Origin of the sequence: Chryseobacterium sp. AG363 (assembly GCF_003610675.1) — a bacterium.
In the GTDB taxonomy this organism is placed as follows: domain Bacteria; phylum Bacteroidota; class Bacteroidia; order Flavobacteriales; family Weeksellaceae; genus Chryseobacterium; species Chryseobacterium cucumeris.
The window spans coordinates 1,707,557-1,726,238 of record NZ_RAQF01000002.1 but is presented as its reverse complement, the minus strand read 5'-3'; the positions used below and the strand labels follow the sequence as shown (position 1 = coordinate 1,726,238).

Here is an 18,682-nt window from a genome sequence, read left to right as displayed (position 1 = left end):
TATTAAACCTTTTAAAAGTACCTGCAGGAAACCCAATCTATACTGCAGGTGCTGCATTAAAAGGTGTTTAAAATGAAAATGTTAGTTTATTTACTTTGTTAGAGATTTTGATTTACTATGAGTTAATGACTGGGTTTATTTTTTTAATTGACTTAGAAAAGTACCTGCAGGCATCACGTATAACCTACAGGTACACGGTACACTAATTATTACAACTATTTCTTGATTAGTTTTGTATGATAAGTCGCCTTATCATCTTTTATCGTGATCACATACACTCCTTTGATCAATGAGGCAACACTGATTCTTTTTCCGTCCGGTTTTCCTTCCTGAACAAGTCTTCCGCCTGCACTGTAAATTTTGTAATCAGCTTTACCTTTCAGATTTTTTACCTCTACAAATGTATCCGCAGGATTAGGGTAGATTTCAAGATCAGAATATGACTGAACGGACTCCTTAACTCCTAGTGCTGCATTGATCTTTACAGAAAAATCCCATACCGAACCATGAGAGATAATATCACCATTGGCATCTACGAAAGGACTTGCACATGCATCAGCTGAAGCATTGAAAAATCCGCTGGCTACTCTCATTCTTAATGTTTTGTCACCATTGTAAGCATTGGCCGGAACTGCAAATGCAAAACTTCCCTGATGTCTTTTATTGGCATCCGGAGCTGCGCCGTTAATCCCAATTCTTTCTGAAGCTTCAAATACTCCGTTTCTGTTGTAATCAATCCATGCCTGTACCCAATCCTGATAGTTTCCTCCAGCACGGTTAGCATACACAATATAGTTCATATTATATTGCGCACCCTGAGTAAGCTGAATCAGTTTGGCAGGGTCTTCCGAATAATCTTTATAAGCGTGCTGAACGGTTGTCCCATTTCCAGCTAAATCCACATTGGCTAAAGTCACTCTTAATATTCCACTGAAATATGGACTGATTGTAGTGTTTCCTCCTGTAGTCATCAGGCAGTAATCATATCCGGTGCGCAATCCTTTTGTTTTAAAATTATACACAGGAGAAAATGCTCCGGGAACATTATTAATCACAGTGGCTACACGAACTTCATAAGAGGTTTCATCTTCAAGATTATTTAATAGCACAGAACTAACCGGGCTGGCAGCATTGGACCAGTTTGCTGTTCCTGCTTTCCTGTAATTCACGGAATAGGTTGCTCCCGGTACATGATTCCATGAAACAGTTGCTGAGGTTTTTAATATATCATTATCGAACGCGGTAAGTCCCGTTGGTGGATTATTTAAAGAAGCGGGAGCATTTCCTACGGTCACTGTAGGAGAAACGGCATAAAATATATTTCCTACTGCTGAAATTCGCAGTTTAATATTTCCCTGAAGCGCAGCAGGCATCTGTATTTCAAAACTTCCGTCATTAGGCGTTGAAGCCACCAGTTCTGTCCATGCTGATCCGTTAACCAGATCGGTTGTATATTCAATCTTTACATTGGCAGCATTATAGGGAGCAAGGTTGGTATTGGCAACATCCCAGGAAATGGTATTGGAAGCATTATTATACAGCGTAGTAGAAGGAGTTAATCCTTTGAATTTGAAAGGTCCGTCATTTCCAACGGTTACTGTATTTTCTGCAGAAATCGTTAAAGGTCTGTTCGGGTTATTATCACGTACTGTTACCGCGTAATGTAATACTCTGGGAATGTATGAAACTGTTTCCCATGTGTCTTTATTCGTCAGTTTACCACTCATTACAACAGGCAGGCTAGGGAAATATCTTCTTCCCGAAGCCACTGCAGGAAAAGAACGGGTAAGTGAACCTTCAGGATTGAATCCCCAGCCGCTGTCTCCTGAGATTGAGCTTGTAGAGCCTACGCTGTCATACTGTTCCCAGTTATAGGTAAACTGATCCCCGTTGGCATCTACTGCATTGGCATCCAGGTAGTAGGCTGTGCCTTTGGGAATAGTATAGGAAATCAGCGGGGTAATAGCTGGTGCATTATTGGCAATATTTTCAGCTACGCCGCACCCAACTTTACCTTCAAGGTTGTTAAGGATTTGATTGATGGACGAATAGTGGAAATAGGCATCACTGTTCATCTGAACATTATTGGCTGTGATCCCTGCATAGGCCATAATGGTTGTTCCTCCTCCCGGTTCTATATTGACATCTGAGCTTTCAGTAACTGTAGAAAAAGTGTGGTTACCTCCAAGCTGATGTCCCATTTCATGAGCTACATAATCAATATCAAAGGTGTCTCCCACAGGATTCTGATTTTGTGTAAACGCAGAACCTTTACCTAACGGTTCTGCTGCGGTAGGGTTGGTACATATACATCCTATGCATCCTGCATTTCCATTTCCTCCGGCGGCATTAAAGACATGTCCTATATCATAATTGGCATTGCCTACCTGAGCAGTTAAGGTTTGTTGAAGCTGCCCGTTCAAATCATTGGTGTATGGATCATTAGCCGGATTGGCATAGATGATATTGGGGAAATTCTGTATGGTAAGATGGATTGCAAATTCTTTTTCAAAAACACCATTGACACGAGTCATAGTAGCATTCATCTGGGCTACAGCTCCTGCCATCCCTCCGAAATGAGTAGTATATTCACCCGTTGCAGACAAGGCAAGTCTATAGTTTCTGTATCTTGAGGCAGCAGGTCTTCCGGTAATATTGATTCCGGCAAGTTTATTTTTTCCGGAATTCTTTAAAGATTTGATGTCCAGTTCCTTTTTGCCTTCCATACTGCAGCTAAAGCCATGCTCAGACTCTGTTCTTTCGGTTTTATAGAATACTCCATAGGTTTTTTTATCTGTTGTGACAGGTTCTATAAACTGGAAGATACCGTCTTTAATAATCATTGACTGTATTTCTGTAGGGGATGTACTGAATCTTACATATTTTGAGGGGTCATCAATTCCCACTCCTACATAAGATCCTAATCCATATTTTTCAGCCAAGGATTTTTCCATCACAGGATTGCTGTACACCGCAAACTTTTCTATGGTTCCTTCTGCCGTTGGTAATTGAATCGTTACTGCTCTTGCATTGGCGCCGGTCTCCTCAGCGTTTTTTAATAACTGTATTAATGCATTAATATCAGTTTTGTAAGCATACTTGATTTTTACCTCTCTTCTGATCTCAGACACTTTTTGTGAAGAGGTTTCCCATCTTTGGGCATTGGAAAGACAGAAGCCTGATATCAAAAATAATGATAATAGAGTTTTTCTCATTTTAAAAATTAGGTATTTAAATAGTGGTATTGCGAAGAATGAATATAATATTCGGGTATTCAAAAGTAATTGCTAATTTTGTATTACAAACAATGATATTTTGAGATTTTCATACATTGTGTATGTAATACGTATGTATTTTTTATTATATAGTAATAGTGTAGTATAATATTGTATTTTAATTCTGATCATATTATGATGAAAAAACTGACTGTTTTATTCTTTTTTATTTCTTCCTTTTTCTATTCACAGCATACAGAAGAAGAATTAAAGAATGTGCTGTTTGATATCGAATTTTCTACTGCCGGATCAAAGGAAATTGAGAAGATTGACAGTCTTATTAAGGTGTGTAAGAAAAATTCTTATAATGATTGTGTTGCATTAGGGTATCTTAAAATTGCCAATATCTACAACCGGAACAGTGATATGAAAAGGTCTTTTTATTATACTGATAAAGTGGAAAAAGAAAACCTTATCAATTCAGATACAGATTTTGAGGTTATATTTTATCTCCATCTTCAAAGGTCACTGCTATACCAGAAATTAGGAGAAAGAATGACTTCTCTGAAACAATTGGACGAAATATATGATAAGGTGAACGAAACCGATAATGCTTATTTTATTTATCTGATTAACTGGCAGTACGCAGGAATATACAATGAAATTAATAAAAAAGAATTAGCACTAAAACATTATAAAACAGCATATAAGTATTCTAAAATTTACAGAGAAAACAAAAATAATCTCTATAGGATAGACAAGAACAGATTGAGCAACAGTTATAAAACCTCACCGTATCTTGGCGGAATGTATCTTGAGCTCAACAAACCTGATTCCGCAAGAATATATATTGAGGAAGCCATCCAGAATGGGAAAAAGATCAATGAAATAGGGATACAATACATTACCTCGTATTATGCTTCCAGGTACTTTAAATCTCTTAATAAAATTCCTGAAGCCCAGCATCATTTATGGATCTGTAAAAATATTGCTGATAATTATTATAAAAGCGAGAATTATCAAAAGTCGGTCGCAATGGAGTTGAAGAACCTGTATGAAAGCACAGGACAGAAAGACAGTATCGCTTATTATGCGAATTGGCTGTTGGATATAGAGTCTTCAAACAGCAGACAAAAACAAACATTGAATGATGCTGTAGATAAACAGAATGAATTGGAAAATAGCAATAGAAAGAAGGAAACAAAAAAACTTTTCTTCATCCTGTCGTTGAGTATTGCCGCATGTCTTCTATTTATATTTCTTTTCCTGTATTATTATAGAAAGCACAAAAGTAAAAATCTGGATAAAATTGATATCCCTCATCAGCCATCTGTAGATGAAAGTGCTTTTAAAGAACTTATACAGCTTGCCAAAGAAAATAATCCTGAATTTTTAACCCGTTTCAATGAGTATTATCCGCACTTTTCAGAAGAATTGCTGAAAGTTTTTCCTTTAAAAATATCAGAAATAAGATTCTGTGCCTACATCTATCTGAATTTTTCTACTAAAGAAATTGCTGAATATACTTTTACTTCAGTGAGAACCGTACAGACCAAAAAATATAATCTAAGGAAAAAACTGAATATTCCCGGTGATATGGATATCTATGTATGGTTTTCCAAATTGCTGAAATAAACCTTTAAATAGTCATAAAAAACAGAAGCTATCTCATTAATGAAATAGCCTCTGTGCAAGTAAAATGTGTTTTGAACGTTTCGTTTAAAAATGCCTGCAGAAAATAACACAAACCTGCAGGCAGAAGATATCCTAAATATTAAAAACTATTTTCTGATTCTGAAAAAAGTGCTATTTCTTAATTGTTTTAATCGTTTTTGTAATTACGTTTATCATTTTTAAAGTAACAAGATATAATCCCGTTTTAAGTCTTCAGATACAACTGAGATGAAGGCTGTTCAATCGTTTTAACTGTTTTTCCGGAAGCATCAAGAACCTAAACCGACAATAAATTTTTCATATTATGTATGGGGTTTTTAGGGGTTATGTGATAAGATTTTATAATGGGCTATCTTTTAAACTTTGATCAATTTTCTACTTTATTATAAAAGCATAGAATAATTTTCGGACAAAAGTAATTGGTAATTCTGTAATTTAAATGGTTTTTGTTTGCGCTTTTGCTATGTTGTGTATGTGATACGTAGGTGGTTTCAGTGGTGTGGTAGTAGGATAGTATTCATATTGTAATTAAGATATTGCTGAATATACCCACACCTCAGTAAGAACTGTGCAGACCAAGAAATACAATCTAAGGAAAAAACTGAATATCCCCGGTGATATGGACATTTATATATGGTTTTCAAAACTATTGAAATAAAGATTAAGAATATTGTGAAAAGCAACAGAGACTATTTCATTTCGAAATAGTCTCTGCTTTTAAATTAACTTCCGATTGATATCAGTAATTAATTTCTTATAGTTGAAATATGGATGTTTTTCTGTCCGTTGGAATCTATAAGTTCAATGTTGTCAATCATTTCATTATAAACTAAGGTAGTGGTATCATTAAACTGATATCCTTCAATAAATACAGGTCTGTCTTTGGGCAGATTGTTCTGCTCATTCAACATTTCCAGAGATAAACTATCTGGATAGCCGGCATTTTTTTTAAACTTTATTTCTATTAGGCCGTTATCAGCCAGATAATCAAACTTCTTTAAATGAGGAGGTAAACTGGCTTTGGTTTTAAAAGCGTTTACCTTTTCAATACTGTCCTTATAAAGATCAAACATACTGGCAGTTCCGATGGCATTATTGTAAACAGCAAACTTTACATAGGTGTTTTTCTGTGCGATGAACATACCTGAAAAGAACACGAGAAATATATATAATAGCTTTTTCATAATTAAAATTGATATTTAAATGTTTAATTAATTTCTGTTTTTTACCATAATCCATCCTGTGTATTTTATCGGAGTCTGTTTTCTGTTGGTCTCATTCCAGCCCATATCAAACCAGTAGTTGCCGGTAGATACTTTCTTACCGCCAATGCTGCCATCCCATTGATATCCGTTTAATTTGCTTCCTTCGTGGATCTTGCTTCCATATCGGTCATAAATACTGAATGTGAAATTAGGTTTCCCGGCCAAAGCAGAATAATCCAGTACATCATTTATTCCATCACCATTAGGCGTAATGATATTAATAAGATTGGGAACTGTAATTTCTACCTCTACAGGAGTACAGTTATAAGCATCTTTTACATAAAAAGTATTGCTGCCACGCGGAACATTGGTAAATACATTTTCATTCTGCCAGTTGATATTATCCATCGAATACTGATAAGGTGTTGTTCCTCCAATGGCAGTCAGGGTAACCGTATTATTGCTGATGTTAATATCTGAAATTACAGGATTTTCTGATGGATAAACCTTTACGGTTTGTCTTGTCGTACATTCTCTCGTTTTCAGATCTACCCAATAAGTTCCCACTCCCACATTGCTGATGGATGGTGTTGTTGCTCCCGTACTCCATAGATAAGAAGTATATCCGGGTCCGGCATCCAGTGTGGTGGTATTTTCCATACAGATAATTTTATCCTTTAGTACCTCTGAATAGGTAGGAGGGATAACGGTAAGCGTTACTTCGGCAATTCTGTAACATCCGTTGGCATTGCTTACCTTAATATAAACCACTCCGTCTGGTGCTGGATAATTAGCTGGAGTCAGAATTTCATTGGTTCCGTTATGGGCATCAGCAGGAGAAGGATAATATTGTTTAATAGTTCCAGGTTGTACGTTTACTCCTGCTGAGGTTAAGTTGAATACACCCAGTACAGGATTAGATGGTTCAAAACAAGATCTTAGAGCAGCATCTTTAACGATAGGGCTTTCAGAAACCGTTAAGGTTAAGGTTACCTGTTCACAATCTGTAAAATCAGGATTGTTTCCACAAAACTTATAAACAATAGTGTCTGTACCCATATAGCCGAAATTAGGAACATAAGTAATTACTCCCGCCGGATCAATGGTTGCGGTACCGTTTGCCGGAGGTGTAATAATAGTTACTGTACTCGGAACATAACTTTGAGTTGAATTGGTAAACTGAGGGACTATAGCCTGATAGCCTTCGCAGACAGTCATTGCTTTAGTAGACTCTTCAAGACATGTAAACACTTTGTAAACCGGGGTGATGGCCGGAGTACAAGATCCTACTGCTATTTTTACGGTATAATTTCCGGAAACCAGAGGGGTGTAAGTATTTGCATTGGCTCCTGTAATAGGATTGCCATCCAAATACCACTGATAGCTATCATAGCTGTCATCCACTTCCAAAACAATACCAGGAATACATTCTCCTGTCTGTTTTGCAATTAATGGAATAGAAGAGAACCCTGCAAAATATCCTCCATATCCGGACGTGCTGTATCCTCCATTAATCCCTGCAGTTACAGCTTTATCCGAAATAACCGTTACATTTCCGGTGATAGAAGGGATGGCATACGTTACCCAGCTGTTATTACCTGTTAAGGGAAAAGGACCTTCTGAAGCGAGTGGCGGAACTCCGTTTACGGTTACATTGGCTCCCGCTTCAGTTAAAATATTCAGTTTTACTACAGTTCCGTTCGGAACAGTACTTGTGGTACCTGTGCCGGTTGGCATTTCATTGATCTTTCCGATTTCATCAATTTTTCTGGGTAAAAAACAGTTTAATGGTGGGATGTAGTTGTAACCACAGGTAGCACTGCTGTTATTTACTGAAACCAATTGATACAGATAAACATTTTTTGAAGTCGTTATAAACATATTAAAATGTCCGGAATTTCCCTGCTGAACATAATTGTTTCCTGTGATCCTGTAAAAATCACCACTGTTGATCGTTGCGATAGGTGTAGTAGAACCATTAATGAATATCTGGGTATGGTCTTCCGTTCCAATAATGATACCTCCTTCCAGATCATCAGAGGAAGATCTGGTTCTTACCATAGCAAAAGTACTTCCAAGCCTTTCTGTTGGTACAGATTGATCAAGGATGGCATCAGATCCGGAACTTGTATTATTTCCAAAATTTCCATTGACATTTCCATTGGTAAGCGTAATGGGTTTGTCGGAAACAATTTTGGCTCCAATAAAAGCAGACTGGTTTTGACCTCCCGTTCCAGGACCTCCTGCAAAAATAAAAGACTGTCCTTTATTAAGAGTAATAGTCTGTGTATTGGTAGCTGGTGCTGCTCCAAAGAACGTCACGTTTCCACTCCATGTAGCAGTTACTACAGTATTGTTTTCAGTAGCCAGTATTCCTGCTGTGAAATTATATCCGGTAAGTGATGAGGTTGTAGGAGTTCCGGCCACGTAAAACTCTTTACCAATCCCGGCTTTCCCTTTACTGGTTATAATTTCGGCGTGTGTAGTGTTGCTTACTATTCTTAATGAACAGTAGAACGGCTTTGTCCCTTGTACATGTAACCCTTTAGTGATAACACTATAAGCGTCTGATGTAACATTGGCGGCGATAGCAGATATGGGTACAACAAAGGTTTGCGGAGCATTTTTGCTGATTGTGACAGTGCCAATCGGAGTATTGTTATTATTAATTGTAACAACAAAAGGGGTGGCAGAGTCGGTAGACAGATATAATGCCTGCGTATAACTTGTGGAGGCGTAATAAGGTGCAAACCAATGGTCTGTATCCCTTTGAGCCGAAATAGGAATGCTCATTAGGATAAATAATAAACTAAATATAATGTTTTTCATGAATTACAGAATTTTGATTCTAAAAATTGAAATTTCATTGACAAAAGAGATTAGGATTCTTTAATAAACTTCTTCTGAACGGTTATTCCTCCATCTTCTATCTCGATCATATACATCCCGTGGATAAGATTGCTCACATCAATAGCATTGTTCAGAATGATTCCACTTGATATCAATCTTCCGGCAGCACTGTAAATTTTATATTGAGCTTTGAAACTTATGTTTTTTACATACAATACTGAACTTACCGGGTTGGGATAAATGTGGATATCTGCCTGATTTAGAGAGTTTGGTACAGTTTGTTTAGATATTCTGACCGTATAATCTTCCACCTCACCTTCTTTGAAATTCGTACAGTTCACAGGAATACCGTCCTTCTGTAAAGCGACTCTCATCACAACATATTTATAATCTGTCATACTTATGAAGGCATTGTCAGGAACAGAGAAAGTTGTACTTGCTGTTGGGGTTCCATTAGGTCCGTCTGCCAGAATTCTTTCATTGATGTCAAATTCTCCGTTTCTGTTGAAATCGATCCAGACTGCAACACCAGCGTTAGTTCCTGAACTTAAAGTTTTATCAATGGTAATCTGATTACCTTTTGATCCTTGAATTAAATCAATAAACTTTAAAGGATTTCCTGTGAAATTTGAATACGTAGAGGCAAGAGATTCATTAATCATTTCCTTATTGCCATTAGGTTTTACATTAACCTTTGAAATAAATTCTGTTGTAGAATTGGCTGCTGACATCGGGCAGTAGATGACGGTTGGAGTTGTAAAATAATACAGTTTTGTAAAATTTCCCGGTACTCCGTTACAGATATTGGCTACCTGCATTTCGTATTTAGTGAGCTCCAGCAAAGCAGTAATGGTGTAAGTATTTGTAGGAACTACAACCTCTGTCCAGCTCGGAATACCTACTTTTCTGTACTTCAGTATATAAGTGGCTCCCGGAAAAGGATCCCATACAACCTCTGCCGTTGTTGGCATAATCTGAGTGATCATAAGCCCCGGAGGAGGAATTTCACATATTCTTTCTGTGGTAAATACTTTTGGATTAGACCACGGATTTGCTGTTGTTTCTCCATTACAGATATTGGCAACCTGTACTTCATACGTTTTAAATGAATCAAGATTTTGAATCGTGTATGAATTTGCAGGTGGTTGAGGGATCGTTGGTGTATTCCATGGGCCGGTACCTACTTCACGCCATCTTAAAATATAAGAGGCACTTGGAACAACCGGATTCCAGGTGATCAAAGCTGAGTTTGACGTTACATTACTTATCGTTACAAATGGTGGAGTAGGATCACATCTTGTTGTAAATGTTTTAATAGGCGTGTAAACTCCGATTCCTGTACCGCCACAAACCGCTGCAATTCTTACCTCATAAGTCGTAGCAGGAGTTAAAGCGTTGATTGTTACAGGTGGATTCCCTCCTAAAACAGAAAGGTTTAAAGGAACCCATGCAGAAACAGGGTTTGTAACAGGTCTGTATTCTAAAATAAAAGCATTATTATTAGTAGCAGTTGTCCAGTTGATATTTACAGAGTTATGGGTAATATTGGTGAATACGGGATTTCCGGGTGTTGCATTACTGCATGGTCTTAATCTTACCGCATAATCTTCTACTTCACCATTGGCTGCATCTGCACACATTACAGGAGCACTGGTTCGTTTCATTACCACTCTCATCGTTGTTGTTAAAGATCCTGTATAAACTCCTGTTGAAGGAACATCAAAAGTTGCTGTTATTGGAGTGGTGGTGCTGGCAGCAGACGTCATTATTTTCTCAGCATCTGTGAAAACTCCATCTCTGTTCCAATCGATCCATGCATTGACAGCATCGGCATATTGAGTTCCTGCCCATTCTTTAGAGACTGACAGTTGATTTCCCTGAGAACCGATTTCAAGATTAATAAGGGTAGCAGCAGATGTGTAACTGATATAATTTGTTTGAACTGATGGGTTATCCATTACCGGGAAGTTGACAGGGGTAACTTTCACATTTGAAATGTAATCGTTAATTCCTGTTCCGGTCATACTACAATACGTTAACGGTGGAGTTGTAAAACTTACGCTTGGAGAAAAAACTCCCTGGTTTCCATTACAGATGGTTGCAATTTGCACCTGATATCCGGTTTGCTCGGTGAGTCCTGTTATGGTATAAAAGCTTTGTCCTGCCGGAAGTGTCTGTCCTGTTGCAGATGGAAGCCATGCTCCTGTATTTCCTTGTCTCCATCTGATAATATAAGTAGCATTAGCAGTAGGAATCCATGATACATAGGCAGAATTATGAGTAAGGTTATTCACCGCAATAGTAGTAGGAGCAGCTGTAGTACAAGGCTGTAAATCTATAAATTTTACATAATAATCTTCCACTTCTCCATTGCTGGTGAAAGGTCCGCAGGCATTGGCTGGAGTGAGAGAATATACAATAACACGCATTTTCACTTTACTTGTTCCCAGATAGGCATTGGCAGGAACATCAAATGTAGCAGTAACGGGAGTGGTGCTTGAATAGCCAAGATTCATGATTCTTTCTCCTCCGGGACTCGTTGCCGGATTATTATCAAAAATACCATCCCCGTTAAAATCTATCCATGCATTGGTAGAATAAGTTCCTGATATAATTGACCTTCCTACAGACAGTGTATTGTTAACTGAATTTCTCAGGAGTGTAATGGTCTTTGTAGGATCTGTAGAATAATCCGTATACGTTGTTGGCCCTGAGTTATTACTGGTTAAAGGTACATTCGTACCAATCATGGTGATATTGTTGATATAACCGTTCGTAACTGTTGCCGTTGCTCCATTACAGTAAGTCAGTGCAGGTGTTGTAAAACCTACAGGAGCAGAAAATGTCCCTTGCGTTCCACAAATGGTTGCAATCTCTACCTCGTATTGGGTCTGTTCAGTTAAAGAGGTAAGCGTTACACTATTAGTAAAAGGAGTTGTTACATTGATTGTTTGCCACGTAAGGGAAGGAGGTATTCTGTATCTTACAACATATGTGGCATTGGCTGTGGCAGTCCAGGTAACATTGGCTGAAGTTGCTGTAATATTATTTACTGCAATATTGGCTGGAGGAGTGTTGGTACAACTTGGTAACGTTGTTCCTGTCAATTGTAACCTCGGTAATACAGCATATCTGCTTGTTGCAGTTGGAAGATTTGCCGGATCCGGATTGGTCGTTGAATTATAATAAATCATCCCACGGTTATTTCCTGCAGAATAACTTCCCCAGTTGGCGGTACATGATGTTCCTGTTGAATTTTCATCAACACCTATCACTACATTGCTTACACCATCCCATAAGAATGGTGTGCTTAGAGGAATTTCAACCCATGTCCCAGCTACCATTGCCGGTAAAGTGCCAGAATATACCTGTGTTAAAGATGGGGTAGAGATCCAGCTTGAAGTGGTTGCAAAATCTGTTTGTGAAGTATTCCCCATATACACTACCCATTGATTGTAATTAGCTTGGGTTGCTGCAGTTGTGGAAACAAAAAACCTGATGGCTGTTATATAATTATTGGTTCCTACTGCGGCTCCAATCTCTGAAGCCAAATAAATCTGTTGGGAATAATTAAATCCTGAACAGGAATATACAGGTAAAAAAGCATGAGTAGCCGTACCTCCTCCAATCTGCCCTGGAGTAAAAGGAGCGCCTGCAACCCATGGTGATTTATCCGTTGCAGAACAGACAGATCTTATCCACCAGTAATAGGTAGCACCCGAAGTCAAAGAGCTGATGTTAGCACTTGTTCCGGGATTGGGTGTGCCTGGTGTTGCAGCTGCAGGAGGGGTACTGTTTGTACTGTAATAATATTCATAGCCATTGGCCGGAGCTGGTGCAGGAGCAAGGGGAGCAGCCCAGTTCAGTGTTGCAGAAGTAGGTGCAATATTAGATACAGGCAGAGTAACAGGTTCAAAACATGTAGGAGCTTGTATTACCTGAACTTCATCTAATAATACATCATCATAAAAATCACCATTTCCTGCTACATCCTTATCAACGGTAAATTTTAATTGAATGGTTGCACCCACATAGCTTGCTGCCAGAGGAACACCAACTGTTCTCCATTCAGGAGAATTGGTATCACCAGACCAGACCTGTATCCATCCGGAGCCGTTATTTACAGCAAGTTTTAGCTGATTGTTGTCGGCAGCAGGTACTGTACCGTTGAGTCCGGTTAAATGATCTTTAAACCATTCAAATTTGATATAAGGATTGGTTAACCCCGCTAAGTTGATCTGAGGGCTTATCAGTTCAACTGTGTGTTCACCTGCATAAGGTGAAGATGCATCAACCCATGCAAAAGTTCCGGCAGGTTTCCCTCCGTTTCCGGTGGCTCCATATCCGGCTGATCCGGAAAATTTCCACTTAACATTAGCGTTTGTAGAAGTGGAAGAGGGGTTTTGGCTGATCCAGCATGTGGGAAGTGCTCCACTACTGAATGACTGTAAGAACGGCACTGGAACTGGTGCACAGGTTTGCCCCCGGGCATGTGCAAAAGTCATTAAAAATAAGATAATGGGTAGAATTTTTCTCATATAGTTTCATTTTAAGTTAGAGTCTGTTATTCAATTTACTTAAGTTCTTCTTCGAAAGAAATGGGGAATCCTTCTATAGATTTGGTTCAGAAATCAATAGAAAAATCCTCAGTTTTTCAATCACAGAGACAATAATTGGTTTAAAGTGTATTATCATGTTTCCTTATCACCTCTTTTTATAAAAAGTGATCAACGGATAAACAGAAAAGTAGTAGGGTCTAAGTAGGTGGGAATAATGGCAGCTGCAGAGTTGGTGGTCTTTTTATATTTTTTTATAAAAATCACTCACTTTACTGCACGGGTTGTTGTATTTTTTAATGTGTTTTGATTTCTTTCATTTTTATATAGTTTTCTTAGTTTAGTTTTTATGATTGTGACTTGGGTAAAAATAATTTAATAAAAACTTAATATGACTATACTTTTGTATAGTTTTAAATCAAATATTGATGAATTAATAAGAAACTGATCTTCCCAAAATGCTTTCAAAACAGAAAAATACAAGTTTCATTTAAAAATAATGATTTATATAAATATTTTTCTTCCATTCTTTCTCTTTTTTTATCTCCCTACAAGTGCGGAAATGTAATTTTCCGGGTATTGAAAATGTAATAAAATGAAGTTGTATAGATTTTTTTATTATCAAAATAAATGATTTGTAGTTTTTAGTTTAATTATAATTAAGTTTTGATAGATTTTTTATTTAGCTTAATTATGAATATGTTTGCAAAAGTCACCTAATAAAAAAGTTTTATATCTTATTATCATGTCAAAAATATGAGTGATAAAAATAATTCATTATATGCCGGAAAGGCATCAGAGAAGTATCTTAATGTACTAAAAGCGGTATCGGAAACCAGTCTGGGCTGTGTTTATATTGCAGATCTTAAAACAAGAAAATTAGAGTTTATTTCTGAGAATCCTCTTCTTTTTTCTGGTTTAAGTGCTGCTGAAGTTGAAAAGATGGGTTATAATTTTTTTCGTAAATACACCAAGAAGGCAGATCTTGACATATTAAAGAAAGTAAGTACCAACGGATTAAAGTTTTTTGAATGCCTTTCACCTGAAGAAAAAAAAGTACATACCATTACCTATGATTTTCATCTTAAATATGCCAACAGTGTAGATGTGCTTGTCAATCATAAGATTACACCTATAGAACTCTTTGATGATGGAGAAATCTCCAAAATAGTCTGTGTAGTGTCCTATTCTCTTAACCGGTCTGCGGGAAATATCAGGATCGTTTCTAATACCTCAGAGACCTATTGGAAGTATAATCTCTTCACTGGAAAATGGACAGAAGAATCTAAAGTTGCCCTAAAATTAAGGGAAATAGAAATAATACGGCTTTATCTTCAGGGATTAAAAATAGAAGAAATTGCAGAACAATTGTTTGTGTCACCAAGTACCATAAAGTTTCACAGAAGCAAATTGTTTGAGAGAATTGGAGTGAAGAATATCATCGAGGCAATATCCTACGTAATAACGAATAATTTGATTTAAACTATACTTTTTTAAATATTTCCAGCTCGAAATGGCTGAGAATCAAAATAGAACGCTCAGTATAACTTGCCGTTTTTAATTAAAAACCGGTTGATTTCTGTGTATTGTTTTCTGAACATTCTCCCTCTGCAAAATGATAGAAGGAGAATGCCCGGAACAGCTTAATTAAGCTGATAATTTGTAATTACTAAACTCAGGATGAAATGAACATAATTCTGTTCCACCTCTTTTCTGTTAATCAGTTTGTTTTTGTATTCATAAGAGTTCAGGTCTCTGGATAATTTCTGATATGTTTCAAAATCATCACCCTTTATCTTTACTCTTATATTACCGTCTTTTCTGTTGATAATGACATTATCTAAAGTTCTTACTTTAAATAAAACCTCGCATAATGTAGGACGAGCCTTCATTGACCCGATATATCTTTCAACTATATTAATCTTGAACGAATCAAATATGATATTATTAAAAACGATTTTAGAATTAGGCTCCTGAGTGTTGAGTTCAAGTTTATAGTTCATTACTTTATAAATTTTGGCAAATATAAGTTTAATTATGCCAAAAAACAGACTGTTTTAATAGATCATTCCCATATTAATGATCGAATTTTATTCTGTAAACACAAAATCATGTGAAAATGTGAATATTAGGGCCTTATAAATGAGAGAAAAACAAAAGTGCTCTCAACTTTTTATTTCCTTTTATTTTTTTCATAATAGGCATTTCCGTAATTTTATTGTCTGTATAACAAAATTCATATTAATACCAATATAATGGAAAGATATAGTTATGGGATGGTTGGCCTTGGAGTAATGGGGCGGAATCTGCTTTATAATATTGCTGACAACGGGTTTTCAATCGCAGGATTCGACCTTGATCAGGAAAAAGTGAAAGAATTAGAAGGCGGAGCTGCTTCAGAAATGAAGGTAAAAGGTACAGGCTCTTTAGAAGATTTCGTATCCGCACTGGAAGTTCCAAGAAAAATTATTCTTATGGTTCCTGCAGGAAAACCTGTAGATGCTGTGCTGGAAAATATTACCCCACTTTTAAGTGAAGGTGATATCGTGATTGATGCAGGGAATTCTTATTTTGAAGATACCAACAGACGTGTGGCTGATCTGGCATCCAAAAAACTGCATTTTATGGGAATGGGAGTGTCAGGAGGTGAAAAAGGGGCCAGAAAAGGACCAAGTATAATGCCGGGAGGTGATCCGGAAGCCTTCAAACTTCTGAAACCAATGCTGGAAGCTATTGCTGCAAAAGTAGATAACGAAGCATGTACAGCATACATGGGAAAAGGATCTGCCGGAAACTATGTGAAAATGGTACATAACGGTATTGAATATGCAATTATGCAGCTGATCAGTGAAGCCTATGATCTTCTTAAAAGAGGAGCAGGTCTAAATAACGAACAGCTCCATCAGGTTTTCAAAGAATGGAATAATGGTGAAATGAACTCATTCCTTATTGAAATCACCAGAGATATCTTTACCCAAAAAGACTCATTAACAGATAGCTATCTTGTAGATCAGATTTTAGATAAGGCAGGAGCGAAAGGAACAGGGAAATGGACTTCTGAGCAGGCTATGGAAATAGGAGTTTCTATTCCTACTATTGATATTGCTGTAACTTCAAGAATTTTATCTGCCTATAAAACCGAAAGAGTTCAGGCTTCAAAAATATATGCCGATAACGAAATTACAAAGCCGGAAAATACAGAATTATTCATTAAGGAAGTAGGCGATGCGCTTTTCCTTTCTACCTTAATCAGCTATGCACAAGGTTTATCTTTACTGGTAAAAGCATCTGAAGAATACGGCTTTGAAATTCCATTGAAAGATGTTGTGAAAATCTGGAGAGGAGGATGTATTATCCGTTCAGTTTTGCTGGAGAAATTCTATTCTGCTTATACCCAAAACCCTAACCTTTCTAATATTCTGCTTGATAAAGAAATTTCAGAACTGGTAAAATCAAAAATCAAAGCTTTAAGAAAAACAGCAGGATATGCCGTTGCCAACGGAATCTCAAGTTTGGGAATCCAGACGGCTTTGGGATATTTTGATGCCTATACTACAGAATCTCTTCCTGTGAATCTGATCCAGGCTCAGCGTGATTATTTCGGAGCTCATACGTATCAGCGTATTGACAGAGAGGGAGTTTTCCATACTTCTTGGCAAAGTGCAAACAATTAAAAATTCGGAAGAAATGAATCAAAATAGAATCTTGCAGCCAACAACTATCGTTATTTTTGGTGCTACAGGAGATCTGGCAAAAAGAAAACTTTTTCCGGCATTTTATAACTTATATATCGATGGCAGAATGCCCAAAGGCTTTAATATTGTAGCATTGGGAAGGGCAGAAAATACCAACGAAAAATTCAGAAATTATATCAGAGAAAACCTTGAAAGTTTCTCAAGAAAAAAAGTAACTTCTGAAGACTGGGCAGGTTTTCAGGCTCATATTACTTACTTTCAGCATCAGCTGGATGAAGAAAGTTCTTATCAGAATTTACAGCAAAAATTGCAGGATTTTGATTCCGTGTATGGGATAAGAGCAAACAGGTTATTTTACTTATCCATCGGACCTAATTTTATTACCACGATATCCAATCATATCAAAACCACATCATTGGCTTCTGATCCGAAAAGAGATCGCATTATTATTGAAAAACCTTTTGGTCATAATAAACAGTCAGCCATTGAATTGAACAGTCTTTTGGCTAAAACTTTTGAAGAAGAACAGATTTATCGTATCGACCACTATCTGGGGAAAGAAACAGTCCAGAATATATTAGCATTCAGGTTTGGAAACTCAATTTTTGAACCGTTATGGGATCATAAATACATAGAATCTGTACAGATTACAGTAGCGGAAGAAGTTGGGGTAGAGACAAGAGGAGCTTTCTATGAACAGACAGGAGCATTAAGGGATATGATTCAGAACCACCTGTTGCAGATTCTCTGTATGGTGGCTATGGAACCACCGGCTTCATTGCAGTCTGGTGAAATCAGAGACCGGAAAGTTGATGTTCTGAAATCTATCCGTAGAATATCTTCCGATCAGGTTGACCATTATGCGGTAAGAGGTCAGTATGCCAAAGGAATCATAAACGGAGTGGAAGTGAAAGGCTACCGCCAGGAAGATGGAATTGCTTCGGATTCCAATACAGAGACTTTTGCAGCCATCAAATTTTATCTGGATAACGAAAGATGGCAGGATGTTCCTTTCTATGTCCGTACCGGAAAGAAAATGAAAGAAAAGCACTCTTACATTACCATCCAGTTTAAACCGCTTCCTCATTCAACGTTCTCAGACAGTCCGCATCATTTATCAGCAAACAGGCTTATTATTAATATTCAGCCCATGATGGATATCAGGCTGCAGTTCATGACCAAAAAACCTGGACTGACACTGGATTTGAAACCTGCAGAAATGATTTTTGATAATTTTGCCTGTAAAGAAGATACTCCGGAAGCTTATGAAACCTTGTTACAGGATGCTCTTTTAGGAGATCTTACTTTATTTATGCGTTCCGATCAGGTGGAAGAAGCCTGGGATGTTGTCACAACTATCCAGGAAGCCTGGGAAAACAATAAAGATTTATCTTTCCCGAATTATAAAGCAGGAAGCTGGGGGCCGGAAGACGTTAATGCTTTGGTGGAAAGACAAGGGCATAGCTGGGTATAAAACAATATAAATT

9 protein-coding genes are annotated in these 18,682 nt (G+C 37.3%); 4 read left to right on the top strand and 5 right to left on the bottom strand.

The genetic code is table 11. From position 1 onward, the window contains the following. Window positions 1-215 precede the first annotated feature (215 nt). The gene (locus DEU39_RS07860; protein ID WP_120231531.1) at window positions 216-3,215 is read right to left on the bottom strand and encodes a reprolysin-like metallopeptidase; all 3,000 of its coding nucleotides are present in this window, start codon (window positions 3,213-3,215) and stop codon (window positions 216-218) included. Window positions 3,216-3,410: 195 nt separating this feature from the next. On the opposite strand from DEU39_RS07860, the gene DEU39_RS07855 reads away from it, so the two are divergent. Then, complete coding sequence (locus DEU39_RS07855) at window positions 3,411-4,850, top strand: helix-turn-helix transcriptional regulator (RefSeq protein ID WP_062675201.1); 1,440 nt, start codon at window positions 3,411-3,413, stop codon at window positions 4,848-4,850. Between the two features lie 785 nt (window positions 4,851-5,635). Here the strand turns inward: DEU39_RS07855 and DEU39_RS07845 are convergent. From DEU39_RS07845 to DEU39_RS07835, 3 genes are read right to left on the bottom strand one after another with little or no spacing between them, the layout of a single operon-like run. Beyond that, a complete protein-coding gene (locus tag DEU39_RS07845; protein WP_147367568.1) occupies window positions 5,636-6,073 on the bottom strand; it encodes a hypothetical protein in 438 nt (145 codons plus the stop codon). A 27-nt stretch (window positions 6,074-6,100) separates the two neighbouring features. After that, on the bottom strand, window positions 6,101-8,923 hold the full coding sequence (locus tag DEU39_RS07840) for a T9SS type B sorting domain-containing protein (protein ID WP_120231528.1): 2,823 nt from the start codon (window positions 8,921-8,923) through the stop codon (window positions 6,101-6,103). 50 nt (window positions 8,924-8,973) lie between these two features. Further along, a complete protein-coding gene (locus DEU39_RS07835; protein ID WP_120231527.1) occupies window positions 8,974-13,482 on the bottom strand; it encodes a GEVED domain-containing protein in 4,509 nt (1,502 codons plus the stop codon). Window positions 13,483-14,256: 774 nt separating this feature from the next. On the opposite strand from DEU39_RS07835, the gene DEU39_RS07830 reads away from it, so the two are divergent. Further along, window positions 14,257-14,982 (top strand): response regulator transcription factor, encoded by a 726-nt coding sequence (locus DEU39_RS07830; RefSeq protein WP_062675197.1) that lies wholly within the window; start codon window positions 14,257-14,259, stop codon window positions 14,980-14,982. Between the two features lie 161 nt (window positions 14,983-15,143). Here the strand turns inward: DEU39_RS07830 and DEU39_RS07825 are convergent, their stop codons facing one another. Further along, on the bottom strand, window positions 15,144-15,503 hold the full coding sequence (locus DEU39_RS07825) for a hypothetical protein (protein ID WP_034696561.1): 360 nt from the start codon (window positions 15,501-15,503) through the stop codon (window positions 15,144-15,146). Window positions 15,504-15,755: 252 nt separating this feature from the next. Here DEU39_RS07825 and gndA point away from each other — a divergent pair, with 252 nt between their 5' ends. Both gndA and zwf read left to right on the top strand, forming a co-directional pair. Continuing rightward, on the top strand, window positions 15,756-17,174 hold the full coding sequence (gene gndA / locus DEU39_RS07820; protein ID WP_062675196.1) for an NADP-dependent phosphogluconate dehydrogenase: 1,419 nt from the start codon (window positions 15,756-15,758) through the stop codon (window positions 17,172-17,174). 13 nt (window positions 17,175-17,187) lie between these two features. Next, window positions 17,188-18,669 (top strand): glucose-6-phosphate dehydrogenase, encoded by a 1,482-nt coding sequence (gene zwf, locus DEU39_RS07815; protein ID WP_120232218.1) that lies wholly within the window; start codon window positions 17,188-17,190, stop codon window positions 18,667-18,669. Window positions 18,670-18,682: the final 13 nt, after the last annotated feature.

Bases quoted from the DNA above. Each gene is read 5' to 3' on its own strand.
- zwf (WP_120232218.1), top strand. From the start codon at position 17,188: ATGAATCAAAATAGAATCTTGCAGCCAACAACTATCGTTATTTTTGGT.
- DEU39_RS07825 (WP_034696561.1), bottom strand. From the start codon at position 15,503: ATGAACTATAAACTTGAACTCAACACTCAGGAGCCTAATTCTAAAATC.
- DEU39_RS07840 (WP_120231528.1), bottom strand. From the start codon at position 8,923: ATGAAAAACATTATATTTAGTTTATTATTTATCCTAATGAGCATTCCT.
- DEU39_RS07855 (WP_062675201.1), top strand. From the start codon at position 3,411: ATGATGAAAAAACTGACTGTTTTATTCTTTTTTATTTCTTCCTTTTTC.
- DEU39_RS07845 (WP_147367568.1), bottom strand. From the start codon at position 6,073: ATGAAAAAGCTATTATATATATTTCTCGTGTTCTTTTCAGGTATGTTC.
- DEU39_RS07835 (WP_120231527.1), bottom strand. From the start codon at position 13,482: ATGAGAAAAATTCTACCCATTATCTTATTTTTAATGACTTTTGCACAT.
- DEU39_RS07860 (WP_120231531.1), bottom strand. From the start codon at position 3,215: ATGAGAAAAACTCTATTATCATTATTTTTGATATCAGGCTTCTGTCTT.
- gndA (WP_062675196.1), top strand. From the start codon at position 15,756: ATGGAAAGATATAGTTATGGGATGGTTGGCCTTGGAGTAATGGGGCGG.
- DEU39_RS07830 (WP_062675197.1), top strand. From the start codon at position 14,257: ATGAGTGATAAAAATAATTCATTATATGCCGGAAAGGCATCAGAGAAG.